The organism is Streptomyces sp. HUAS TT11 (assembly GCF_051553595.1).
GTDB lineage: Bacteria > Actinomycetota > Actinomycetes > Streptomycetales > Streptomycetaceae > Streptomyces.
This window is the reverse complement of record NZ_CP196184.1, coordinates 3,174,397-3,197,451: the sequence shown is the minus strand read 5'-3', so window position 1 is coordinate 3,197,451 and position 23,055 is coordinate 3,174,397. Positions and strand designations below refer to the sequence as shown.

Below are 23,055 nucleotides of genomic sequence, written 5' to 3'. Positions count from 1 at the left end.
GGCGGAGATGGACGCACGACGAGGGCGCCGCACCCTGCTCGCGGGACTGGCGGCCGCGGCGCTGCTGGCGACCGGGACCGGGGCGGCCGCGGCCGACAGCTCACCCGCGCCCGGACCCACGGGTGACGGGGCGCACGCGTTGTGCAAGCGGGTGCCGAAGATCGACCGGCGGCTCGAGCGGGCGCTGAAGCGGCTCGACGGGGGAGTGGGCGTGCGTGGATCCGTCGCGCGGCTCCAGCGGCGTGTGGACAACGCGAAGAAGGCGGACCACGACGGGATCGCCACGGTCCTCCAGGACCGGCTCACCTTCCGCAGGTCACTGGTGCCCACGCTCCAGCAGCGTCAGAAGGACCTGGAGGGCGTCAAGAGCTGGTGCGCCGCCCACGGCAACGGCAAGGCGGCGAGCTGATGCGGGCGCGCCGGGCGCTGTGCCGGGCGGTGCCCGCGGTGGTCCTCCTGGTGGGGCTCACCGCGGGCTGTGCCGGGAACCACGGCGCGGCGGCCACGCCGTCCTCGTCCGCGGTCCCCTCGGCACGACCCTCCGGTCTCGCCGAGGCGCAGAAGGCGGTGTCCGCCGCCGAGTCCGCGCTCGCGCGGGCCGACCGGGACGCCGCGCAGGACGGCAGCGACCGCTGACGGGCCGGGGAGCGTCGTTCAGCGCTCCCCGCCCGGCACCCACAGCACGTCGCCGGTCTCCTTGTTCGCGTACCGGGCGAGGATGAACAGCAGATCGGAGAGCCGGTTGAGATAGGTCGCGGTCAGGGGGTTCATCACCTCGCCGTGGGCCTCCAGAGCGGCCCAGGTGGAGCGCTCGGCACGCCGCACGACCGTGCAGGCCTGGTGCAGCAGGGCGGCTCCCGGCGTGCCGCCGGGCAGGATGAACGAGCGCAGCTTCTCCAGCTGCTCGAGGAACCGGTCACAGTCCTCCTCCAGCCGGTCGACGTAGAACTGCTCGACCCGCAGCGGCGGGAACTCGGGGTTCTCGACCACGGGCGTCGACAGGTCCGCACCCACGTCGAACAGATCGTTCTGCACGCGGGTGAGGACCTTGACGACCCCCTCGTCGAGTCCCCCCAGGGCGATCGCGGTGCCGATGACCGCGTTCGCCTCGTTGGCGTCCGCGTACGCGGCGATCCGCAGGTCGGTCTTCGGTACCCGGCTCATGTCGCCGAGGTGCGTCGTCCCGCTGTCGCCGGTCCGCGTGTAGATGCGCGTCAGATTGACCATGTGACCAGCGTAGTTACGCTTCGGCTGTCCGGAACACCCGTGTGCCCGCCGTCACGGCGAGTGTCGCGAGGCCGGTGGCGATCAGGGCCCCGTACCGCATGTGCGCCGTCGCGCAGGAGCCGACGTACGCGTCCGGGACCGCGTCCACCGGACGGCGGAACGGCACCGGGTGGGACAGCCGGCCCGTCCGGCCGGCCCGGGGCAGGGGACATCAACAGGACCGTCCCGGGGAGCAGCATGCGGGGCACCCGTGGTCGTGTTGACGACGGGTGCGAACTCCCGCGGGGTGCCCGCCTCCATGGCCAATGCGTACGGCGGGGAGACGAGGGGGACGGCCGGCCGCCCCGCCTGGGGGACGAGGACCACGGCGTCGCGCAGTACCCGGCCGAGCGGCAGCGCCGGGCGGCCGACGGGTGCGACCCGCCTCCGCTCCGCGACGTCCGGGCTCTTCGCGAAGACGGTCGAGAGGCCGGCGAACGCGGCGCCGAAGAACACGAGTTGGAGCAGCGGGTCCGGTACCGGCATCTGCCGGGAGCCCCGTGAGGCCGGCGGCAGGCCGGTGAGCAGCAGGTCGGATCGACCGGGCGCACCGGACGGCGACGGCCGTCATGGACCGGGAGATGACGGCCGGCCGCGATCCGGACGAAGTGTCCCGCGAGGGCCGTGTGCTTCTCGACGGCATCGAGGTGCTGTTGGGCGACAAGGTGCTCAACTACGCCGTCCGGGCCCAGGAATGACCCGTGCCGGTGTGATGTCCGTCATGTGAGACGTGACGCGCATTACTAACTGCTCACACAGCCCCCCACGAGCGCTAGGGTCCGGCCGAGAGGCATACGTAGCGCGTCAGGGGAGTCGCACAGTGGCACGGAAGCTTGCCGTCATCGGAGCCGGACTCATGGGTTCCGGTATCGCCCAGGTATCGGCTCAGGCCGGTTGGGACGTCGTCCTGCGCGACGTCACCCAGGAGGCGCTGACGCGTGGCACGGACGCCATCAAGGCCTCGTACGACAAGTTCGTGAGCAAGGGCAGGCTGGAGGCGCACGACGCCGACGCGGCGCTCGCCCGCATCACCCCGACCACCGACCTCGACGCCGCGGCCGACGCGGACGTCGTCGTCGAAGCGGTCTTCGAGAAGCTCGAGGTCAAGCACGAGATCTTCCGGACCCTGGACAAGCTCGTCCGCGAGGACGCCGTGCTCGCCTCCAACACCTCCGCGATCCCGATCACCAAGATCGCGGCGGCCACCGAGCACCCGGAGCGGGTCGTCGGTGTGCACTTCTTCTCGCCGGTGCCGATGATGCAGCTCGTCGAGCTGGTCCGGGGGTACAAGACGAGCGACGCGACCCTCGCCACCGCCCGCGAGTTCGCCGAGTCCGTGGGCAAGACCTGCATCGTGGTCAACCGCGACGTGGCCGGATTCGTGACGACCCGTCTCATCTCGGCGCTCGTCGTCGAGGCGACCAAGCTCTACGAGTCGGGCGTGGCCACGGCCGAGGACATCGATCTCGCCTGCAAGCTGGGGTTCGGCCATGCCATGGGTCCGCTGGCCACCGCCGACCTCACGGGCGTCGACATCCTGCTGCACGCCACGAGCAACATCTACACCGAGTCCCAGGACGAGAAGTTCGCTCCGCCGGAGCTGATGCGCCGGATGGTTGACGCCGGTGACTTCGGGCGCAAGAGCGGGCAGGGGTTCTACACGTACTGAATCCGCACGCACCTCTGGGGCCTCACCCCGTGGGGTGAATTCGGTATCGGTTCGCTTACAGACGGCAACCAGATCGTCCTTCGGGCAGTCAGAAGTTGCACAACCACAACGCGGAGCAGGAACGACGCACTCTCGGGGAGCGCATATGCACATCAGGGGCGACCACGCCGGGGTGGTCGTCGGGGGCCGCCTCGACGTCCACAGCGCGGCGGACGCCCGTACGGTCCTGCACGCGGCCGTCGACGACGGAGTGGGCGATCTGATCCTCGACCTGTCCGAACTGGACTCCTGGGACGCCACCGGACTCGGGGTGATCATGGGGGTCCATCGGCGGGCCGGACGGTGCGGACGGCGGCTGGTGCTGCGCGGTGTGCCGGCCCAGATGCAGCGTCTGCTGGTGGCCACCCGGCTGCACCGGATCCTGGCCATCGAGGGCGGCATCGGGGTGGAGTCCCTCCCCCGGGTGTGAGCGAGGAGCACGTCGCGTCGCGGGAGTGAACGCTGACGAAACGCACGTCGCGCGCAATCCTCACGAGACTGTGATGTCCCGGACGGCACGGTACCCCGGCTTGTCAGAGATACTGTGCGAAGGTTTAGGGTTCGGCTGCCCGCCGCCCGACACCCTAGAGCGGGCACCGGACCAGAAGCGACAGCGCAGTGTGCAGCGAGGCCGGGAGGGGCTCAGGCACATGACGCTTTTGGGGGGCTAGGACCTATGGACCCGAACAACACGGGACCCGAGGAGTACGGCCACGACGGCGCCGGTGACGCGCCGCGTCAGCGCCCGCCGCGGGATCCCATGACCCTGGACTTCGGACAGCCGGTACCCACGCCCGTGCGCACCGTCGAACTCGTGTCCGGCGATCTCCTGCTGACCGTCAACCCGGTCGACGGCAGCGAGATAGAGGTCCGTCCGCCGGAGGCGGCCTCAGGGCCCGAGCGGCCGGTGAAGTACACCACGGCGGAACGGGCCGCGCGCGCCGCCGCCGCCCGGCCGCCGGCGCCCGCGGGGCCCGTCCAGCGGCCGCCGGCGCTGCTGGAGCGCCAGGATGAAAGCGAGCGACTGGTGAGGCTCCTCGCCCGTGGACGCTCGGTCCGTCTCACCGGACCCGCCGGCTCCGGGCGCAGCGCCCTTCTGGACGTCGTCGCCGAGGACTGCTCGGACCTCGCGCCCGACGGCGTCGTGCGCCTGTCCGGCAACCGCCGCACCGCGAGCGACCTCCTGTACGACCTGTTCGCCGCCGTCTACCGGGCACCCCTGTACCGCCCGGGGCTTCAGGAGCTGCTCCAGTACGTCCACGAGATCGGCGCCGTCGTCGTCCTCGACGACCTGGAGATCGGCGGCGGCGCGCTCGACGAGCTGCTCGACGCGACGCCCGAGTGCGCGTTCCTGCTGTCCGCCACGCCCGACGTGCCCGCGCCCTCGACCGACTCGCACGTGGAGGAGGTCTTCCTCGGCGGCCTCGACCGTGCGGGCGGTGTGGAACTGCTCGAGCAGGCCGTCGGCCGCGAGCTCAGCGAGGAGGAGGCCAACTGGGCGGGCGACCTGTGGTTCGAGTCCGAAGGGCTGCCCCTGCGCTTCGTGCAGGCGGGGGCTCTGCTGCGGCAGCGTGACCGGCAGCAGGCCGACGAGAGCGCCGTGGACGAGTTCGGAGTCTTCGAGGACGTCCCGGTGGACGCGCCCTTCGACGCCGGAGACGGCAACGACGTCCCGCTGCCCTCGCTCGCCGAGGCCGCCGCGGCCGCCCCGCTGCTCGCCTCCCGGCTGAGCGCGTCGGCCCGCGAGACCCTGAAGTTCGCGGTCGCACTCGGCGGCGAGGTGCCCCATCAGACGCATCTGCCGGCCCTCGTCGACGACACCCACGCGGACGCGGCGCTCGCCGAACTCGTCGGCTGCGCCCTGGTCTCGCCGGTCGGCTCCCACTACCGGCTCGCGGCCGGGGTGCTCGCCCAGCTGGAGGCCGCCGGGTACACCACCGGCGCCGAGGAGTACGCGCTCAAGGCCGGCCGGCACTACGCCTGGTGGGCCGGACACCCCTCCGTCACTCCGGAGCGGGTCGCGGCGGAGGCCGACGCCGTACTGGCCGCACTGACCGCCCTGGTGCCGAACACCACGCCGCCGGAGGGCGACGAGGAGGCCCCCGCCGTCGGGCTGGCCCGGCAGGCGGCCCCCGCGTTCGCCGCGGGGCTGCAGTGGGGCGCCTGGGAGCGGGCGCTGCGGGCCGGGGCCGAGGCGTCCCAGCTGTCCGAAGAGATCGGCGAACAGGCCTACTTCCACCATGAGTTGGGCATACTCGCGCTCTGCGGCGGACAGCTGGACCGGGCCCGCGCCGAGCTCGAGGCATCCATAGGGCTGCGCGGCACCCTCTCCGACAAGCGGGGCGCGGTCGCCGGACGGCGCGCCCTCGCGCTGGTGGCCGACCGTTCCGGGACGACCCCGGTCGGCGGGCAGACCGCGGCGGCCGAGGAGGTGTCGGACGCGCGGCACGAGGAGTCGGCGTCGCCGCCCGGCGGCGTACCGGCCGGCTTCATGCTGCCCGCCCCGACCGGGGACACGGGCACGCTCGTCACGCACCGGGCCGCGAACGAGCCCGGGGGCGGCACCGCGGGCGGAACAGCGCCCAAGGGCCTGCGCGGCGTGGTGAAGGGCACCCGGCGCAACCTCGTGGCCGCGGGCGCGGGCGCGGCGCTGGCGGCTCTGCTCGGCACGGTCGTGACGCTCGGCATGACATCGAACAACGACCCGAACGCCCCGTCCGACAACGTCCGTGTGGGCCCCTCCGCGAGCCAGGGCGCGGACGACGACGGCCTCGGAGCGGCCAAGGTGGACAAGGGCGACGACGGAGACGCCTCCGGCACCGCCGAACCGCCGACGCCGACCGACCCCGGCCCGGACGGGACGTACGGCACATCGGACGACCCGACGCCGACCAGCACGAGCGGGTTGCCGGTCGACGAACCGACGGGGACGAAGGGGTCGAAGCCCACGAAGTCGCCGTCCAAGTCGCCCACCTCGAAGCCGACGAAGACGACGAAGCCGCCGACCACGCCCTCGGATCCCTCGGATCCGACGGACCCGCCGACCACGCCCTCGGACCCAGTGACTCCGTCGGATCCGCCGACCGAGACCACCACCCCGCCCGCCTCCAACTCGGCCGGCGGTCCCGCCTCCTCCAGCGCCCCCGCCACCGTCACGAGCTCGGCGAGCGCCCCGGAGGGCACCGACCCGGGTGCGCCGTCGGGTACGGGCACGGTGATCTGAGGGCGCCGTCCGCACGGCGAAGGCCGGGTCCGCACCGCGGATCCGGCCTTCAGCGTTGTGCTGGGGTCAGAACAGCCGCAGCTTGTCGTCCTCGATGCCCCGCAGCGCGTCGTAGTCCAGGACCGCGCAGCCGATGCCGCGGTCCGTGGCGAGCACGCGGGCCTGCGGTTTGATCTCCTGGGCCGCGAAGATGCCGCGGACCGGGGCGAGATGGGGATCCCGGTTCAGCAGCTCCAGGTAGCGGGTGAGCTGTTCCACACCGTCGATCTCGCCCCGACGCTTGATCTCCACGGCCACGGTCCCGCCCTCGGCGTCCCGGCACAGGATGTCCACCGGCCCGATCGCCGTCATGTACTCGCGCCGGATGAGCGTGTAGCCGTCGCCGAGCGTCTCGATGCGGTCGGCGAGCAGCTCCTGCAGGTGTGCTTCCACACCGTCCTTGATCAGGCCCGGATCCACGCCCAGTTCGTGCGAGGAGTCGTGGAGGACCTCCTCCATCGTGATGATCAGTTTCTCGCCCGCCTTGTTGACGACGGTCCAGACGCCCGCCTCGTCGCCCTCGCCCTCCTTCAGGGTGCAGGGCGGCGACATCCAGTTGAGGGGCTTGTAGGCCCGGTCGTCCGCGTGGATGGAGACGCTGCCGTCCGCCTTCACGAGGATCAGACGGGGTGCGGACGGAAGGTGAGCGGTGAGACGGCCCGCGTAGTCGACGGAACACCGGGCAATGACGAGACGCATGGTCGGCAACGCTACTCGACGCCGTGGCCCCGACGCGATTCGCCCTCGTGAGCCGTCGGCGCCGTCCGCGCCGCCGGCCCGTTCCCCGTGATCTCTCGGCCGTTTCCCGTGCGTTGCGTTCGGGCGGCACGGCCATGCCTCCGGGCCCGCCTCACGGCCCTCTCAGACGGCCTTCGGGGGCTTCTCGGCGCGGCCCCGGGGGCCCCTCCCTTTCTTCCGGGATGCCCCTGTTCGTCAGTGGCTGGTTGTGTGCCTGGTGGGAGTTCGCGGTATGTGCATTCGCCTGGTGCCGTCACGGTCCGTTGCTTACCGTAGTGAACGGGAGGTCGCGCGGTGTGTACTCAGCGTGTTCGGCACCACCGGCCTTCCTTCCCTGTCCGTCAACCCCTGTTGTCTTGGGGTGCGAGAGGAGTACCCATGTCGCTCGACGTCTCACCGGCCCTACTCGAACAGGCCGAGCGAGGCGAGGTCGACGAAGCCGATTTCGTCGACTGCGTCCGGACCTCCCTGCCCTATGCGTGGGAGATGATCAGCTCCCTGGTGGCCCAGCTGAAGGTGGACGGCGGAGAGTTCGCCGACAACCAGACGCCCCCGCCGGACGAGCAGGCACGTGGACAACTGCTGCGTGCGCTCGCGAGTGACGCGATACGCGGCGCCCTGCAGCGGCACTTCGGAGTGCGCCTGGCCTTCCAGAACTGCCACCGGGTGGCGGTGTTCCCGCTGGACTCCTCGGTGGACGACACACTGGCGCGCTTCACCTCGGTCCGCAATCAGCTCCTCAACCAGTCGCCCGAACTACGCGACTGCTGACGCGCGCGCGACCGCCACGCTTGCCGCTCCGTACACGGGAGGTGCATCTGTACCGGAGCGGCAAGCTCCCGCCAGGCCGGGTGACGGGCCCGGTCCGGCGGTTCACCGGAGCCGGGGGAGTACCTCGGCACCCAGCCTGCGCACGTTCTCCTCCGTCGCGGCGAGGTCGCCCGAGCCCTCGACGAGCAGGGCGAAGCGCGCGATGCCGGTTCGCTCCGCGGTCGCCGTCAGCCGGTCGACGCACAACCGCGGGGTGCCCACCGGATGCAGCGCGCTCAGCAGTTCGGTGTAGGCCAGCGGGTCCCGCATCGAGCGGGCCCGGCCGTCCACCGTCACATGGGCGTCGAGTCCCTGTTTCAGCCAACCCGGCATCGCCTTCGTCAGCGCCTCCACCGCGTCCGTGCGCCGGTCGGCGATCTGGCAGACGCCGGCCGAGACATGGCCCGCACCGGTGATCACATCGCCGTCGACCCCGGCCGTGCGCGCGAACTTCCGCCACAGCGCCACCATTTCCGCCTTCTCCTCGTCCCCGACGTGCATACCGAGGAGCATCGGCAGTCCCCGCTCGGCGGCCAGCCGTACGCTCGAGGGGGAGGTGCAGGCGACCACGACCTCGGGGCCCTGGGCCTCGCCGAGCGACTCCGACGGACGCGGGACCACGGGGACCTCGCGGAAGCTGAATCGTTCACCCGTGGCGGCGACGGACGGTTCGCGCAGCCAGCGCACCAGCAGATCGAGTGATTCCGGGAACCCGGTCTCGTAGGCCGCGAGGCCCGAGCCGAACACCTCCAGGTCCACCCAGGGCCCGCCGCGCCCGACCCCGAGCGAGAGCCGTCCGCCCGAGACCACGTGCAGCAGCGCCGCCTGCTCGCCGAGCGCCACCGGGTGGGCGGTGGGCAGGACGCTCACCGCCGTGCCGACCCTGATCCGGCTGGTGCGGCCCAGGAGGTGGGCCGCCAGCGTGATCGCCGACGGGCATGTCCCGTAGGGCACGAAGTGGTGCTCGGCCAGCCACACCGTGTCCAGGCCCGCTTCCTCGGCGGCCTCGGCTGACCGCACCGCGCGGTGCAGCGCCTCCCCCTGGCCCTGTCCCGGAAACTGGGCGGCCAGTACAAAACTTCCTACGCGCATCGCACTTCCTGCTTTCCTGGCTCCGACGCGGAGCTCCCCCACCCGGCATAACTGCCTGACATGTGCCCAAGTCACGGCTGGACGGAGGGATTTGCGGATTGTCTGCAGAATGGGCTGATGGGCGGGTTCCGCGGAAGACGGCGACGAACGCGTACCCCTGTTCGCGCCGCGTAGGCTGGACGGTGCCCGAGCCCCCGTAAGGCCCCGTGAGGTGTTCTGTGTCGCCGCGTCGCAACCGACCGCAGGGATCCGGCTCGTCCGGCCGGAACGGGGACGACGACGACAGGTCCCGCTACGGAGGCTGGCAGTCCACCGAGAGCTGGCAGGGCGAGGACTGGAGCGTGCGCCATGTGGCGGGCGCCGGTGCCGAGGGCAAGACCTACCGCTGCCCCGGCTGCGACCAGATGATCCCCTCCGGCGTCCCGCACGTGGTGGCCTGGCCCCAGCACGCGGGCGTGGACGACCGCCGGCACTGGCACAAGGCCTGCTGGAACGCCAAGGACCGCCGCACCTCGCGGGTGCAGCGGTCCCGTAACACACCGAGACACTGAGTCCGGGCTACACGTCCCGCTTCTCCAGCAGCACGAAGGCGCCTGCGAACGCGACGGCCGTCACGCCCAGCGCGATCCACAGCGGGTCCCAGCCGGACGGGCCCGAAGAGGTCAGCGAGTTGGAGTAGAAGACGCTGAGCTGGTTGGGGATCGAGTACTCCAGCAGGCCCGTGCGCACCTTCGCGAGCGACTCCGCGAACATGAAGAGCGCGATGACCAGCGGGGCGAGCAGCAGCCCGATCATGATCGTGATGGCGCCCGCGGAGTGCCGGACGATCGACCCGATGACCAGCGAGAGCAGCCCGAGCAGGGCGACGAAGAGGGAGACGCCGACCGTTCCCTTGAACCACTCGCTGCCGGTGGGGACCCGGGCCCCGTGGTTCTCCAGCATGGACGTCTGGGCGAGGGCGACGGCGGAGGCGGCGACCAGGGTGACCACGAAGGCGACGAGGAAGAAGACGATCGCCTTCGCCGCCAGCACCCGCCCGCGGCTGGGGCACGCGGTCATGGTGGTGCGGATCATGCCGGTGCCGTACTCCGACGCGGTGGTCAGCACGCCGAGTGTTATCACGCACATGCTGCCGAGGAGCAGTCCGAAGAAGCCGAGGGCGAGCGGGCTCTCGCCCCCGAGCTCCGAGGAGGAGCTCGCGACCAGCGCGCCCGTGCCCAGGCCGATGCCGATCACCAGCAGGACGAACACCCCGAGCGTCCACATCGTGGAGCGCACCGACCTGATCTTCGTCCACTCCGAGGCGATGGCGTGTCCGAGATGGGTCCGCACCACCGGGATCGGCGAGGTGTAACCGGGCGTCCCGGAACCGGGCGCGGGCTGCCAGGCGGGCGGGGCCTGCGGCAGCGGGGGCTGGGGCGTGCTCATCGGGCGTCCTCGGGCTTGGTCAGGTCGGCGGCGGGAGTGGGGGAGGCGGGTGGCTGCGCGGGTGCGGGCGCGGCGGGCCCGGCCGGTGCCCGGTCCTCGGGGGCCGGCCGGGCGTACGGGTTCGGTCCGGCCGCGCCCGGTGCTGCGGGCGCCACAGGAGCGCCGTACGGGCCCGCGGGGACCTGCCCGGGCTGTCCCGGCATCGCGAAGGGCTGCCCGCCCAGCTGGGGCGGCGGCGGGGCGTACCAGCCCGGCTGGCCCTGACCCGGCACCGGCATCGGCGGCTGGAAGCCGGGCGGCAGCGGCTGCATCAGCCCCGCCCGCTGGTCGATGGTGGAGCGGTAGTCCACCGCGCCCTGCGTCATCCGCATGTACGCCTCCTCCAGCGAGGCCTGGTGCGGAGACAGCTCCCACAGCCGTACGTCGGACCCGTGCGCGATGTCGCTGATGCGGGGCAGCGGCAGACCGGTGACGCGCAGGGCACCGTCCTGCTCGGGCAGCACATGGCCGCCCGCCTCGGTGAGCGCCGAGGACAGCTTCTCCCGCTGCTGGGGCTCGGTGTCGGGGGTGCGGACACGGGCGAAGTCCGCGGAGTTGGCGGAGATGAAGTCCCGGACGCTCATGTCGGCGAGCAGCTGACCGCGACCGATCACGATCAGGTGATCGGCGGTGAGTGCCATCTCGCTCATGAGGTGGGAGGAGACGAAGACGGTGCGGCCCTCCGCCGCGAGCGACTTCATCAGATTGCGCACCCAGAGGATGCCCTCGGGGTCGAGCCCGTTGACCGGCTCGTCGAAGAGCAGCACCTGGGGGTCGCCGAGGAGCGCGGCGGCGATGCCGAGCCGCTGGCCCATGCCGAGCGAGAAGCCCTTGGAACGCCTCCTGGCCACGTCCTGGAGGCCGACGACGCCGAGCACCTCGTCGACGCGGCGGGCCGGGATCCCGGACAGCTGGGCCAGGCAGAGCAGGTGATTGCGGGCCGCCCGGCCGCCGTGCACGGCCTTGGCGTCGAGCAGTGCACCGACCTGGCGGGGGGCGTTGGGCAGCTTGCGGTACGGGAAGCCGCCGATCGTCACCTGCCCCGACGTGGGGTTGTCCAGGCCGAGGATCATCCGCATGGTCGTCGACTTCCCGGAGCCGTTGGGCCCGAGGAAGCCGGTGACGGTACCCGGTCGCACCTGGAAGGAAAGGTTGTACACGGCCGTCTTGTCGCCATAGCGCTTCGTCAGGCCGACTGCCTCGATCATGCTCCGCACCCATCGAAAGGTTCAGGACGTCGGGGCACCCACACTGCCCCCGTAAGGCTTAGGAGGATATCCGGGCTCCGGCGGTTCCACTCAAGAGACTGTAAAAGCCCGCAGGTCACCGGCGTCAACGGGCCCCGACCGGGCTCCCTGCGGGTCCTGCCTGGTCAGGAGCGCTCAGGCGTCGCGCTTCTTCAGCAGGGCGTATCCGCCGGTCAGAGCCGCGGCCACCCACAGGACCATGATCCCCAGCCCGCCCCAGGGACCGTAGGGCGTGTTGTCGCCCGCCCCGGGCACGACCTGCAGGATCCTGCTGCCGGCCTGGTCGGGCAGAAAACGGCCGATCTTCTTCGTGGCCGAGACGTTGCCCAGGATGTTGGAGATCAGGAAGAAGAACGGCATCAGGACGCCGAGGGAGAGCATCGGCGAGCGCAGCATCGCGGCGATGCCCATCGAGAACATCGCGATGAGCGTCATGTAGAGCCCGCCGCCGAAGACCGCGCGCAGTACGCCGGGGTCGCCGAGCCGTGCGCCGTGCGGCCCGAGGACCGCCTGCCCGAGGAAGAAGGCCAGGAAGCTGGTGGCCATGCCGACGACGAGGGCGAGCGCGGTCGCGACCGCGATCTTCCCGAACAGGAAGGTGGCGCGGCGGGGGACCGCGGCGAGCGAGGTGCGGATCATGCCGGTGCTGTACTCGTTCGACACGACGAGCACCCCGAACACGATCATCGCGAGCTGGCCGAGGCTCATTCCGGCGAAGCTGACGAAGGTCGGGTCGAGGGCGAGCCGGTCCCGCGGGCTCATGGTGTCGAACTCCCGCCTGGTCAGGGCCGAGATCAGCATGCCGAGGGCCACGGTGACGACCAGCGCGGCCGACAGCGTCCACACCGTGGACGCCACCGACCGGATCTTGGTCCACTCCGACCTGATGACATGGGCCATCGCCATGGCTCAGGCTCCCTTCTTCCAGTCCGCGCCCCATTCCCCGCGCGGAACGGGCTGTGCCCAGGTGCCGCCGGCGGCTTCGGAGTGCGCGTGGTACTCCACCGACTGTGCCGTCAGCCGCATGAACGCCTCCTCCAAGGAGGCCTGTTGCAGGCTGAGCTCGTGCAGCACGATCTGGTGGCGGGCGGCCAGCTCGCCGATCGGTTCGGCCTTGCCGCCGTCCACCTCCAGCGCCCCGCCGCCGGCCTCGACGACGGTGATGCCCGCCTCGTGCAGCGCATCGAGCAGCCGTTCGCGCTGTGGTGAGCGGACACGGACGTACGACCTGGAGTTCTTCGCGATGAAGTCGGCCATGGAGGTGTCCGCGAGCAGCCGCCCCTGGCCGATGACGACGAGATGGTCCGCGGTGAGCGCCATCTCGCTCATGAGGTGACTGGAGACGAACACGGTCCGGCCCTGCGCCGCGAGGGACTTCATCAGGGTGCGGATCCAGTGGATGCCCTCCGGGTCGAGCCCGTTGACCGGCTCGTCGAACATCAGGATCCGCGGGTCGCCGAGCAGCGCGGCGGCGATGCCGAGGCGCTGGCCCATGCCGAGCGAGAATCCCTTGGCCTTCTTCCGCGCGACGCCGGTCAGACCGACCGTGTCGAGGACCTCGTGGACTCGGGCGGAGGGGATGCCGTTGCTCTGCGCCAGGCACAGCAGATGGTTGAAGGCGCTGCGGCCGCCGTGCACGGCCTTGGCGTCGAGGAGGGCGCCGATGTACCTGAGCGGGTCCTCGATCTGGTCGTAGTGCTTGCCGTCGATACGGACGTCACCGGAGGTGGGGTGGTCGAGCCCGAGCACCATCCGCATCGTGGTGGACTTGCCGGCTCCGTTCGGCCCGAGGAAACCGGTGACGACACCCGGTCTCACGGTGAAGGTGAGGTTGTTGACCGCCGGCTTCTCGTCGTACCGCTTGGTCAGCCCCTCGAGCTCGATCATGCGGTCACGCTAGAACGCCGAGAAGCCCTCCGCCACTGCAGTGGCGGAGGGCTTCTCGGATGTTCGGATGCCGTACGCCCCGTGTTACCGGGACTGCTGCGCGGGGACTCCGCGGGAGATCGGCTCGTCCTCGGCCGGCGAGCCCGCGGCGGCGACAGCGGCGCCCGTGAGCGTCGCGAGCATCTCGCGGACGTTCGTGAGCTGGGCGTTGATGGAGTCGCGACGGTTCGTCAGCGCCGCCAGCTCGCGCTCGGATTCCGAGCGGATGCGGTCGGCCTTGGCGTTGGCGTCGGCCACGATGTCCTCGGCCTGACGCTGGGCCGTCTCCACCGTCTGGCGGGCGCGGCGCTCGGCGTCCGTGCGCAGCTTCTCGGCCTCCAGGCGGAGCTGCTCGGCACGGTGCTCGATCTCGGCGAGGCGCTTCTCGGCCTTGGCCTGACGGGAGGCCAGGTCGCGCTCGGACTGCTCGCGCCGCTTGGCGAGGTTCGTCTCGAAGTCGGCGGCGGCCTGCGCGGCCTTGGCGCGGGTCTCCTCGAAGAGGGCGTCCGCCTCCTCGCGCTTGGACTGCGCGTCCTTCTGGGCGTCGGCACGCAGCTGCGAGGCGTCGCTCTTGGCCTTCTCGACGATCCGGACGCCTTCGTCCTCGGCCTTGGACTTGCGCTCCGAGGCGAACGACTCGGCGTCGTTGCGCACCTGCTGAGCGGCCGACTCGGCCAGCTCACGGTGCTGCTCGGCGGCGCGACGGGCCTCCTCGCGCAGGTCCTTGGCCTCCTCCTCGGCGAGGCGGAGGATCTTCTCGACGCGCGCGCCGAGACCCGCGTACGACGGCTCCGCGTCGGTGACGGCGGCCTGGGCGTTCTGCGTCTCGAGGTGGAGCTCCTCGATGCGCTTCTCCAGGGCGGTGATACGGCCGAGAGCACTGTCACGGTCGGAGACGAGCTTGGAGATCCGTTCGTCCACCTGAGCGCGGTCGTACCCACGCCGCACAAGCTCGAAGCCGTAGGGGGAAGTGTCGCTCATGGGGTTCCTGTCGAATGAGACCGGTGAGGTGATAGGGGAATCCTAGGGGCCAAAGCGGCGTGTCATCGAGCGGATGCGTGTTTGATCTGGAGAATGACCCTCCTTTTGGGTGGCTGGCTGTCCGAAGCCTTGCCAGAAGCTGTGTGAAACGTCTCGGCGAGCACAGAATCCGCTCTCCTGACTAGCCTTCTGACGCCTTGCCACCCGAACGGGGCGCCCCCACGGTGGCTCCCGCCTTGACGCCTCCGTCCTTGCCGCCGCCCGACGGGGCCTCGAAGGACTCCAACGCCTCCAGGACGTCCTGGACACGGGAGATCTCCGCATTGATGTCCTCCCGGCGGCGCACCAGGATCTCCAGCTCCCGCTTGCCCTCCTCGACGGCCGTACGGGCCTCGTGGATCGCCTCGGCCTTGATCTTCTCCGCCTCGGCGACCAGGCTGGCCTTCTTCTGCTCGGCCTCCTTCAGCAGCCCCTCGGCCTTCTTGACCGCGGCGATACGGACCTTGCCCGCCTCGGAGTTGGCCTCGGAGACGATCTCCTTCGCCTGTCCCTTGGCCTTCTCCAGCTGCTCCTCGGCCGCCTTGATCAGCGCGTCGCACCGCTCGCCCGCCGACTTCATCGCCTCGGCCGACTCGCGCCGCGCCCGCTCGTGCAGCTCCTCGATCTCGCTCGTGATGCGGTCGCGCAGCTCCTCGGCCCGCTCCCGGATCGCGGTCGCGTCCCGGCGCGCGCCGATGAGCAGCCCGTCCGCGTCCGACCGGGAACGCTCCACCAGCGAGTTGCCCTCGACCGTGGCCTCGGAGACCAGGCGCTCGGCCTCCTGGCGGGCGGCGCCCACCATGGTGTCGGCCTGCGACTCGGCGTCCGCGGTCGTCCTGCGCGCGGTCTGCTGGGCCTCCGTGAGCAGCTTGTCGGCCTCGGAGGTGGTCTCCGTGATGAGCGTGTCGACCTGCTCGGCCGCCTCGGAACGCCGCTTGTTGGCGTCCTTGCGGGCCTCGTCCAGGGTCCGCTCGGCCTCCTCGCGGGCGGCCGAGGTGATCCGCTCGGCCTCGGCCGCCGCCTCGGCCCTGACCCGCCCCGACTCGGAGCGGATGCGCTCGGCGTGCGCCTGCGCGGAACCGACCGTCTCGGCGGCCTCGGCACGCAGCCGCTCCGACTCGGCGGCGGTCTCCGCGGTGAGCCGCTCGGCCTCCGCCGTCGCCTCGGTGATGAGGGTGTCCACCTGGGCGGCGGCGTCCGACCGCATCCGGTTCGCGTCCTCGCGCGCCTCCGCTCGGGTGCGCGCCGCGTCCTGGTCGGCGGTGGCGATCGCGTCCGACACCTCCGTGCGCACGCGCTGCGCGTGCTCCGCGGCGTCCGAACGGATCCGCTCGGCCTCGGCGATCGCCTCCGAGACCGTCCGCTCCGCCAGGGACTTGGCGGCCTCCGTCTCGTCGGCGGCCTCCCGCCGCAGGCGTGCCGCGTCGCCGCCGGCCCGCTCGCGCTCCGCGTAGGCGTCGGCGCGGACCCGGTCGGCCTCCTCCTGCGCCTCGGTGCGCGTGCGCTCCGCCGCGTGCTCGGCGGCCGAGCGCAGGCCGGTGATCTCCTCCTGTGCCTGCTCGTGCAGCCCGGTCACGGAGTCCCGCACCTGCTGGGCGTGCTGCTCGGCGGCCGAGACCATCTCGGTGGCCCGCCGGTCGGCCTCCTCGACGAGCCGTACGGCCTCGGTCTGGGCCTCCTCGACCCGGGCGCGCGCCACGGCGAGCAGTTCCTCGCTCTGCTCGCGGGCCCGCTCGCGCTCCTGGTCGGCATCCTGGCGCGCCGAACCGAGCAGTTCCTCGGCCTCGCGGCGGCGCCGGGCCGCCTCCTCCTGCGCGGCGGCGAGCGTCTCCGTGGCCTCGGTGCCCAGCCGCTCGGCGGCGGCCTGCGCCTCGGCGCGTACCCGGTCGGCGGTGTCCTGCGCCTCCGACTTGAGCCGCTCGGCCTCGGTCGCGGCGTCCGTGCGCAGACGCACGGCCACTGCCTCGCCCTCGGCACGGGAGGCGGACGCGTCGGCGGCGGCCTCCGTGCGCAGCCGGTCGGCCTCGGTCTCTGCCTGCGCCTGGAGCGTCCGGATGCGCTCGGCTGCCTCGGAGCGCAGCCGCTCGCCCTCCTCGACGGCCTCGCGGCGGATCCGCTCGGCCTCGCCGCGTGCGTCGCTGAGGGCCTCCTCGGCGGAGGTGAACCGCTGTTCGGCCTCGGTCTGCAGACGGGTCAGCTCCGCGGCCGCGTCCGCCCGGCGCGCCTCGACCCCGCGCTCGGTCTCCTCGCGCAGCTCGCGGGCGACCCGCTCGGCCTCTTCCTTGATCGCCTCCGACAGCTCGACGGCCTCGGCGCGCTGCGTCTCGGCTTCGCCGCGGGTGCGCTCGAGGGTCTCCTCGGCCTGACGGCGCAGCGTCGAGGCGCGTTCGATGGCCTCGGTGCGCACCTTCTCGCTGTCGGTGGCCGCGGTCGCGCGCGACTCGTCCGCGTCGGCCTTCGCCTTGGCGAGCAGCTCCTCGGCGGTCTTGGCCGCCTCCTCGATCTGCTGGACGGCCTCGCGACGGGCCTCGGCCCGGATCCCCTCGCCCTCGGCCACCGCCTCGGCACGCAGCTGCTCGGCCTCGCCGCGCAGCCTGCGCGCCTCCTCCTGCAGCTCGACCGTCTTGGCGCGGTACTCCTTGGTGTCGTCCTTCGCCGCGCCCTTGAGCTGCTCGGCGATGTCGTGCGCCTCGGCGCGCAGCCGGTCCGCCTCGGTCTCGGCCTCGCGGCGGATCCGCTCGGCCTCCTCGCCGGCGGCCTTGGTGGTCGCCTTGGCGTCGTCGGCCGCCTTGGTCAGGACGTCCTCGGCGGTGCGGGCCGTCTTGGCGAGCTGGGAGGCGGTCTCCTCGGCCGTGATGCTGCGGGCCTTCTCCGAGGCCTCCGCGAGGACCTTCTCGGCCTCCGCCTTGGCGTCGGCGACGACCTGCTCGGCCTCGGCCTTGGTGGTCTCGGCATCCTTGGTGGCCTCGCTGACGAGCCGGGCGACCTGCTCCTTGGCGGTGCGGGTGCGCTGCTCGTTGGTCGACTCGGCGCCGGCCAGGGCCTTGGCGGCGGCCTCCTTCGCCTCGGCGACCACCTTGTCCGCCTCGGCACGCGCCTCGCGCAGCGCCGCCTCGGCCTCGGTCATCCGCTGCTCGGCGGCACGGCTCAGCTCGGCGGACTGCCGGCGGGCGGTGTCCGACTCGGTGGCCGAGGACGAGCGCAGCTGCTCGGCGTGGTCGGTGGCCTCCTGGGCCTGGGAGGAAGCGGCGTTCAGCAGGCGCTCGGCGTCCGTGCGGGCGCGGCGCAGGATCTGGTCGGCCTCGGCGCGGGCGGCCTCCGCGTCGCTCTGCAGCCGCTGCCGGGCCTCGGCGGTGACCCGCTCGGCCTCGGCGCGGGCGGCGGCGAGCGCCTGGTCGGCCTCGGTGCGCGACTCCTCGACCAGACGGCGTGCCTGGGACTCGGAGCGGGCGCGCAGCTGCTCGGCCCACGCCACGTTCTCGTTGACGTGCGACTCGACGGTCTGCCGGCGCTCGGCCAGCTCCTGGTCGAGCTGCTGCCGACGGGTGACGGCCTCCGCGTGCAGCTCCGCCTGGAGGCGCGCGACCTGCTCGGCGTGCTCCTGGAGGATGTGCTGCGTCTGCGCGCGGACCTGGCTCAGCTCGCGCTCGGCGTCGGCCCGCAACTGGTCCGCCTGCATCTGGGCAGTACGGAGCATCTGCTCGGCCTGGTAGCCGATGTCGGTCCCGTCGTAGGCAGGACGGGTCATCAGGGTGCGGCGCGCCTCGTGCAGCTTGGCGCGCAGCACCTCGACCTGGTAGCCGAGGTCCTCGGCGTGCTGGATCGCCTTTTCCCGCTCGGTCTTCAGCCGCTCCATCTCGGCCTCGAACCGAGAGAGGTGATCGACGTCAGCCGCCGGCTCTCGCTCCTGGCGTTCGTAGCCCCGCACTGCGCGGTCCCATCCGTCCCCTGGTCGCAAGTCTCTCCAAACGAGCTCCGTCCATCCGCCGAACGGTGCCCCCGGGGAATGGTGTCAGATCAACGGCGGAGCACGGGCTGCTGCCCCGACGCTCGTCCCCCGAAACCCGGACCCCGGCCTCGTGTCCCACCGGTCAGGCGGGACCCGGTCGCCCTGGTGGAGCGGCGACCGCCCCCAACCCTACCGGCCCATATGTACGGGAGTCAGTGCTCAGGTGACTCAACAGCCGCGGATGTGACCAGTTCTGTCAGAACTCCGTGGCAATCCTTCGGGTGCAGGAAGGTGATCCGCGACCCCATGGAGCCGACTCGTGGCTCCTCGTACAGAACGCGTACGCCCTTGTCGCGGATGTCGGCGGAGTCCCCGTCGACATCCGCCGTACCGAAGGCGATGTGGTGCACACCCTCGCCGTTCTTCGCCAGCCACTTGGCGACGGTGGAGTCCTCGCGGACGGGTTCGAGGAGCTGGAGGTAGGAGGCGCCGCCGTCGTCGGTGTTGTTGATCTTCAACATGGCCTCGCGCACGCCCTGTTCCTCGTTGACCTCGGTGTGGAACACGGAGAAGCCGTACGTCGAGGTGTAGAACTCGACGGTCTTCTCGAGGTCGAAACAGGCGATCCCGATGTGGTCGATTCGCGTCAGCATGTTGTTAGTGCAGCGCTCCTGAAGTGGTTACGCAACGTGCGCGCGATCACACCGACGGCTTGATGACGCGGCGGACTACCGCTCAGTACATTCGAAGTAAACCCTCGTTCACTCCTCGGCTGTGCAGGCCGGAAGGGGATCGCAGCTCATGTCTGGAACGAACAGCACGACCTCCGTCATCGTGGCGGGCGCCCGCACCCCGATGGGACGGCTGCTCGGCTCGCTGAAAACCTTCTCCGGAGCCGACCTCGGCGGCTTCGCGATCAAGGCCGCCCTGGACCGTGCGGGGATCGGCGGCGACCAGGTGCAGTACGTGATCATGGGCCAGGTGCTGCAGGCCGGTGCGGGGCAGATCCCCGCACGTCAGGCCGCGGTCAAGGCGGGCATTCCGATGAGCGTCCCGGCGTTGACGATCAACAAGGTGTGCCTGTCGGGTCTCGACGCGATCGCGCTCGCCGACCAGCTGATCCGTGCGGGTGAATTCGACGTGATCGTCGCGGGCGGCCAGGAATCCATGACCAACGCTCCGCACCTGCTGCCGAAGTCCCGCGAGGGCTTCAAGTACGGCGCGGTGCAGATGCTCGACGCGATGGCCCACGACGGTCTGACCGACTCCTTCGAGGGCATCGCCATGGGCGAGTCGACCGAGAAGCACAACGTCCGCCTGGGCCTCGGCCGGGCGGAGCAGGACGAGATCGCCGCGCTGTCCCACCAGCGCGCGGCCGCCGCCCGGAAGAACGGCGTCTTCGAGGCCGAGATCGCTCCGGTGGAGGTGCCGCAGCGCAAGGGCGAGCCGGTCCTCGTCAGCGAGGACGAGGGCATCCGCGGCGAGACGACGGTGGAGACGCTCGCGAAGCTGCGTCCGGCGTTCAGCAAGGACGGCACGATCACGGCCGGCTCCTCCTCGCAGATCTCCGACGGTGCGGCGGCCGTGGTCGTGATGAGCAAGGCCAAGGCGCAGGAGCTGGGCCTGGAGTGGATCGCCGAGATCGGCGCCCACGGGAACGTGGCGGGCCCGGACAACTCCCTGCAGTCGCAGCCGTCGAACGCGATCCGGCACGCGCTGAAGAAGGAGGGCCTCGAGGTCTCGGACCTCGACCTGATCGAGATCAACGAGGCGTTCGCGGCGGTTGCCGTGCAGTCGATGAAGGATCTCGGGGTTTCCTCCGAAATGGTGAATGTCCATGGCGGCGCCATTGCCCTGGGGCACCCGATCGGGATGTCCGGGGCGCGGCTGGTCCTCCACCTCGCCCTGGAGCTGAAGCGGCGGGGCGGAGGGGTCGGCGCGGCCGCCCTGTGCGGCGGCGGCGGCCAGGGTGACGCCCTGATCGTGCGGGTGCCCAAGGCCTGACCGTCCCGTACCTCGTCACGTCGTCATGAATCGGAACGGAGCTGTGATGCAGGACGTCTCCTCGCTGGTCGCCCAGGCCAGGGAAGGCCGGCCGCGGGCCGTGGCCCGGCTGATCTCCTTGGTCGAGGGGGCGTCCCCGCAGCTCAGGGAGGTGATGGCGGCCCTCGCCCCGCTCACCGGCGGGGCCTATGTGGTGGGCCTGACCGGCTCACCCGGGGTGGGGAAGTCCACCTCCACGTCGGCGCTCGTGACCGCGTACCGCAAGCAGGGCAAGCGGGTCGGCGTCCTGGCCGTCGACCCCTCCTCGCCCTTCTCGGGCGGTGCGCTGCTGGGCGACCGCGTCCGGATGTCGGAGCATGCGTCGGACCCCGGCGTGTACATCCGTTCGATGGCGACGCGCGGGCATCTGGGCGGCCTCGCCTGGGCCGCTCCGCAGGCGATCCGGGTGCTGGACGCGGCCGGCTGCGACGTGATCCTGGTGGAGACCGTCGGAGTGGGCCAGTCGGAGGTGGAGATCGCCTCGCAGGCCGACACCTCGGTCGTGCTGCTGGCGCCCGGCATGGGCGACGGCATCCAGGCCGCGAAGGCGGGCATCCTGGAGATCGGCGACGTGTACGTCGTCAACAAGGCCGATCGCGACGGTGCGGACGCGACCGCGCGCGAGCTGAACCACATGCTGGGGCTCGGTGAGTCGCGCGCCCCGGGCGACTGGCGTCCGCCCATCGTGAAGACCGTCGCGTCGCGCGGCGAGGGTGTCGACGAGGTCGTCGAGGCGCTGGAGAAGCACCGGGCGTGGATGGAGGAGCGCGGGGTGCTCGCGGAGCGCCGGCGCAAGCGCGCCGGTCACGAGGTCGAGACGATCGCGGTGACGGCGCTGCGGGAGCGGATCGGCGATCTGCACGGCGACCGCCGTCTGGGTGCGCTGGCCGAGCGGATCGTGGCGGGGGAGCTTGATCCCTACCGGGCCGCGGACGAACTCGTGGCGGGGCTCACGAACGGCTGAACGGCCGCCGGGTGCCGGGAAAGCCCGTGGCGGGCCCCGGCACCCGCTGCTACGTTGATCCGCATGTTCCTCCTCTTGGCATAGGGCCCGCCCAGGTCCGCGATCGGCACACGGCGTCCGGCCGTGGTCGTCGCGGGACTCAGGCGTCCCCTTCCATGCCTCCCGTCGAGGAACCTCCACATGCCCACGCCTGCTTACGGGCGGCCCTCGTATGCCGCCGTCCTGCGTGTTCCCCACGCCCGCCGCACCTTCGCCGCCGCACTGGTCGGCCGGCTGTCGTACGGGACGGTGTCCATCGCCGTCCTGCTGTCCGTGACCAGGGCCACCGGGTCCTACGCCGTGGCCGGTACGGTCATGGCGCTCTTCGGCGCCACCACGGTCCTCCTCTCGCCGTTTCGGGCGGCGCTCGTCGACCGGTACGGGCCCGGCCGGGCGCTGCCACCCATGGCACTGATCTACGCCGGACTGCTCGCGGCGCTCTCCGTGGCGAGCTGGCGGCCCGGTGCGCCGGCACCGCTGCTCGCCGGCCTCGCCCTGGCCGCCGGTGCCTTTCCGCCCCCTCTGGGGCCCACGATGCGGGCCGTGTGGAGCGGGCTGATCGACGATCCGCGGCTGCTGCAGCGCGCCTTCGGGCTCGACGGAGTGGTCGAGGAACTGCTGTTCGTGTCAGGGCCGCTGCTGGTGGGCGCACTCGTGCGGTGGGCGCCGCCCGCGACGGGGGTGGCCCTCAGCGCGCTGCTGGTGGCCGTCGGCACCGCCGTCTTCGTCGTGTCCCCGCCGGTGGCCCGTACGCGACCGGGCACGGCGCGGCGGGCCCGGTCCACGGGGCGCCCGCGGGTCGCGCGGGGGCTCGCCCAGCCGGTGACGGTGGCCGCCGGGGTCGGGCTGGGGATCGGCGCGCTGGACCTGCTGGTCCTGGCCTTCGCCGAGGAGCGGCACTACGGCGACGGGGTCGCGGCGTGGGTGCTGGCGGCGCTGTCCGCGGGCAGTGCCGTCGGCGGGCTGCTGAACGGCGCGGTCGACTGGCGCACGAGCGCCCGGGTCAGGCTGCCGCTGCTCGCGGCGGCGCTCGGGCTGACCCTGGCCGTGGCGGGCGTCGCTCCCGGCGTCGCGGTTCTGACGGCGGCCGTGGCGTGTGCGGGCCTGTTCATCGCCCCTGCCCTGACGACGGCGTACCTGATCGCGGACGAGTCGGCGCCGCCGGGCCTGCGCACCCGGGCGGGAGCCTGGGTGAACACGGCGGTCAACGCGGGCAGCTCGGCCGGCTCGGCGGCGGTGGGCGCGCTGCTGGGCCGTCTGCCGCTGGGCGTCTGCTTCGCCGTGTCCGGCGCGGTCACGCTGACCGCCGCCGTCGCCGCTCTCGCCGGTCGTCGGGGCCTTGTGCCCGGGGCGCGGCGGTACCGGCCCGGACCGCAGGGGACGGACGGGGAGCGGTCCGTCGGCGTCGGGAGGGTGGATGCCGTGCCGGGGGCGAGGGTCGGATCGCCGTCTGTTCCGTCCTCCCGGCAGGGGCGCCGGGGCGGTGGGCGGCGTTGACGGTCAGGGTCGTGGGGCGCCGGTCGC

General features: G+C 72.1%; 21 protein-coding genes. 10 read left to right on the top strand and 11 right to left on the bottom strand.

Features of this window, described 5'->3' with window-relative positions; translation table 11 throughout:
- Nucleotides 1-7 precede the first annotated feature (7 nt).
- Entirely contained in the window at nucleotides 8-409 is a 402-nt protein-coding gene (locus tag ACSHXN_RS14225) for a hypothetical protein (protein WP_356293866.1), read from the top strand.
- On the top strand, nucleotides 409-636 hold the full coding sequence (locus ACSHXN_RS14220; RefSeq protein WP_355139572.1) for a hypothetical protein: 228 nt from the start codon (nucleotides 409-411) through the stop codon (nucleotides 634-636). Before ACSHXN_RS14225 ends, ACSHXN_RS14220 begins: the two co-directional genes overlap by 1 nt.
- An 18-nt stretch (nucleotides 637-654) precedes the next feature.
- On the opposite strand, the gene ACSHXN_RS14215 is transcribed toward ACSHXN_RS14220, so the two are convergent.
- Nucleotides 655-1,227, bottom strand: a complete 573-nt coding sequence (locus tag ACSHXN_RS14215; RefSeq protein WP_355139570.1) for a cob(I)yrinic acid a,c-diamide adenosyltransferase — start codon at nucleotides 1,225-1,227, stop codon at nucleotides 655-657.
- Between the two features lie 81 nt (nucleotides 1,228-1,308).
- A complete protein-coding gene (locus tag ACSHXN_RS14210) occupies nucleotides 1,309-1,752 on the bottom strand; it encodes a hypothetical protein (protein WP_438303192.1) in 444 nt (147 codons plus the stop codon).
- Nucleotides 1,753-2,086: 334 nt separating this feature from the next.
- On the opposite strand from ACSHXN_RS14210, the gene ACSHXN_RS14205 reads away from it, so the two are divergent.
- From ACSHXN_RS14205 to ACSHXN_RS14195, 3 genes are all read left to right on the top strand, one after another.
- Entirely contained in the window at nucleotides 2,087-2,935 is an 849-nt protein-coding gene (locus tag ACSHXN_RS14205; protein WP_355139564.1) for a 3-hydroxyacyl-CoA dehydrogenase family protein, read from the top strand.
- Between the two features lie 145 nt (nucleotides 2,936-3,080).
- Nucleotides 3,081-3,404: an STAS domain-containing protein gene (locus ACSHXN_RS14200; RefSeq protein ID WP_059130024.1), complete on the top strand. Its 324-nt coding sequence runs from the start codon at nucleotides 3,081-3,083 to the stop codon at nucleotides 3,402-3,404.
- A gap of 246 nt (nucleotides 3,405-3,650) precedes the next feature.
- Nucleotides 3,651-6,197 carry an ATP-binding protein gene (locus ACSHXN_RS14195; RefSeq protein WP_438303191.1) on the top strand — a complete coding sequence of 849 codons (2,547 nt, stop codon included), beginning with the start codon at nucleotides 3,651-3,653 and terminating at the stop codon, nucleotides 6,195-6,197.
- A 66-nt stretch (nucleotides 6,198-6,263) separates the two neighbouring features.
- Here ACSHXN_RS14195 and nucS read toward each other — a convergent pair whose 3' ends face one another.
- On the bottom strand, nucleotides 6,264-6,935 hold the full coding sequence (gene nucS / locus ACSHXN_RS14190; RefSeq protein ID WP_355139560.1) for an endonuclease NucS: 672 nt from the start codon (nucleotides 6,933-6,935) through the stop codon (nucleotides 6,264-6,266).
- Nucleotides 6,936-7,352: 417 nt separating this feature from the next.
- On the opposite strand from nucS, the gene ACSHXN_RS14185 reads away from it, so the two are divergent.
- The gene (locus ACSHXN_RS14185; RefSeq protein WP_059130027.1) at nucleotides 7,353-7,745 is read left to right on the top strand and encodes an SCO5389 family protein; all 393 of its coding nucleotides are present in this window, start codon (nucleotides 7,353-7,355) and stop codon (nucleotides 7,743-7,745) included.
- Nucleotides 7,746-7,847: 102 nt separating this feature from the next.
- Here the strand turns inward: ACSHXN_RS14185 and ACSHXN_RS14180 are convergent, their stop codons facing one another.
- Nucleotides 7,848-8,876 carry an LLM class flavin-dependent oxidoreductase gene (locus tag ACSHXN_RS14180; RefSeq protein ID WP_355139558.1) on the bottom strand — a complete coding sequence of 343 codons (1,029 nt, stop codon included), beginning with the start codon at nucleotides 8,874-8,876 and terminating at the stop codon, nucleotides 7,848-7,850.
- Nucleotides 8,877-9,094: 218 nt separating this feature from the next.
- Between ACSHXN_RS14180 and ACSHXN_RS14175 the strand changes: the two genes are divergently transcribed.
- The gene (locus ACSHXN_RS14175) at nucleotides 9,095-9,427 is read left to right on the top strand and encodes an ATP/GTP-binding protein (protein ID WP_356107031.1); all 333 of its coding nucleotides are present in this window, start codon (nucleotides 9,095-9,097) and stop codon (nucleotides 9,425-9,427) included.
- A 7-nt stretch (nucleotides 9,428-9,434) separates the two neighbouring features.
- On the opposite strand, the gene ACSHXN_RS14170 is transcribed toward ACSHXN_RS14175, so the two are convergent.
- The 7 genes from ACSHXN_RS14170 to mce form a co-directional block, all read right to left on the bottom strand.
- A complete protein-coding gene (locus ACSHXN_RS14170) occupies nucleotides 9,435-10,304 on the bottom strand; it encodes an ABC transporter permease subunit (protein WP_355139554.1) in 870 nt (289 codons plus the stop codon).
- Nucleotides 10,301-11,551 (bottom strand): ABC transporter ATP-binding protein, encoded by a 1,251-nt coding sequence (locus ACSHXN_RS14165; protein ID WP_355139552.1) that lies wholly within the window; start codon nucleotides 11,549-11,551, stop codon nucleotides 10,301-10,303. Before ACSHXN_RS14165 ends, ACSHXN_RS14170 begins: the two co-directional genes overlap by 4 nt.
- A gap of 174 nt (nucleotides 11,552-11,725) precedes the next feature.
- Nucleotides 11,726-12,496, bottom strand: coding sequence for an ABC transporter permease subunit (locus ACSHXN_RS14160; protein ID WP_355139550.1), 771 nt, complete (start codon nucleotides 12,494-12,496; stop codon nucleotides 11,726-11,728).
- A gap of 3 nt (nucleotides 12,497-12,499) precedes the next feature.
- On the bottom strand, nucleotides 12,500-13,477 hold the full coding sequence (locus ACSHXN_RS14155; RefSeq protein WP_355139548.1) for an ABC transporter ATP-binding protein: 978 nt from the start codon (nucleotides 13,475-13,477) through the stop codon (nucleotides 12,500-12,502).
- Nucleotides 13,478-13,561: 84 nt separating this feature from the next.
- Complete coding sequence (locus tag ACSHXN_RS14150) at nucleotides 13,562-14,497, bottom strand: cellulose-binding protein (RefSeq protein WP_355139546.1); 936 nt, start codon at nucleotides 14,495-14,497, stop codon at nucleotides 13,562-13,564.
- Between the two features lie 181 nt (nucleotides 14,498-14,678).
- Nucleotides 14,679-18,464: a polarized growth protein Scy gene (gene scy / locus ACSHXN_RS14145; protein WP_355139544.1), complete on the bottom strand. Its 3,786-nt coding sequence runs from the start codon at nucleotides 18,462-18,464 to the stop codon at nucleotides 14,679-14,681.
- 233 nt (nucleotides 18,465-18,697) lie between these two features.
- Entirely contained in the window at nucleotides 18,698-19,138 is a 441-nt protein-coding gene (mce, locus tag ACSHXN_RS14140) for a methylmalonyl-CoA epimerase (protein ID WP_345552138.1), read from the bottom strand.
- A 148-nt stretch (nucleotides 19,139-19,286) separates the two neighbouring features.
- Here mce and ACSHXN_RS14135 point away from each other — a divergent pair, with 148 nt between their 5' ends.
- The 3 genes from ACSHXN_RS14135 to ACSHXN_RS14125 all read left to right on the top strand — a co-directional run bounded on the left by ACSHXN_RS14135 (nucleotide 19,287) and on the right by ACSHXN_RS14125 (nucleotide 23,028).
- Complete coding sequence (locus ACSHXN_RS14135; RefSeq protein ID WP_438303190.1) at nucleotides 19,287-20,489, top strand: acetyl-CoA C-acetyltransferase; 1,203 nt, start codon at nucleotides 19,287-19,289, stop codon at nucleotides 20,487-20,489.
- 46 nt (nucleotides 20,490-20,535) lie between these two features.
- Nucleotides 20,536-21,492 (top strand): methylmalonyl Co-A mutase-associated GTPase MeaB, encoded by a 957-nt coding sequence (gene meaB, locus ACSHXN_RS14130; protein WP_355803064.1) that lies wholly within the window; start codon nucleotides 20,536-20,538, stop codon nucleotides 21,490-21,492.
- Between the two features lie 180 nt (nucleotides 21,493-21,672).
- Nucleotides 21,673-23,028 carry an MFS transporter gene (locus ACSHXN_RS14125; protein WP_438303189.1) on the top strand — a complete coding sequence of 452 codons (1,356 nt, stop codon included), beginning with the start codon at nucleotides 21,673-21,675 and terminating at the stop codon, nucleotides 23,026-23,028.
- Nucleotides 23,029-23,055 lie beyond the last annotated feature (27 nt).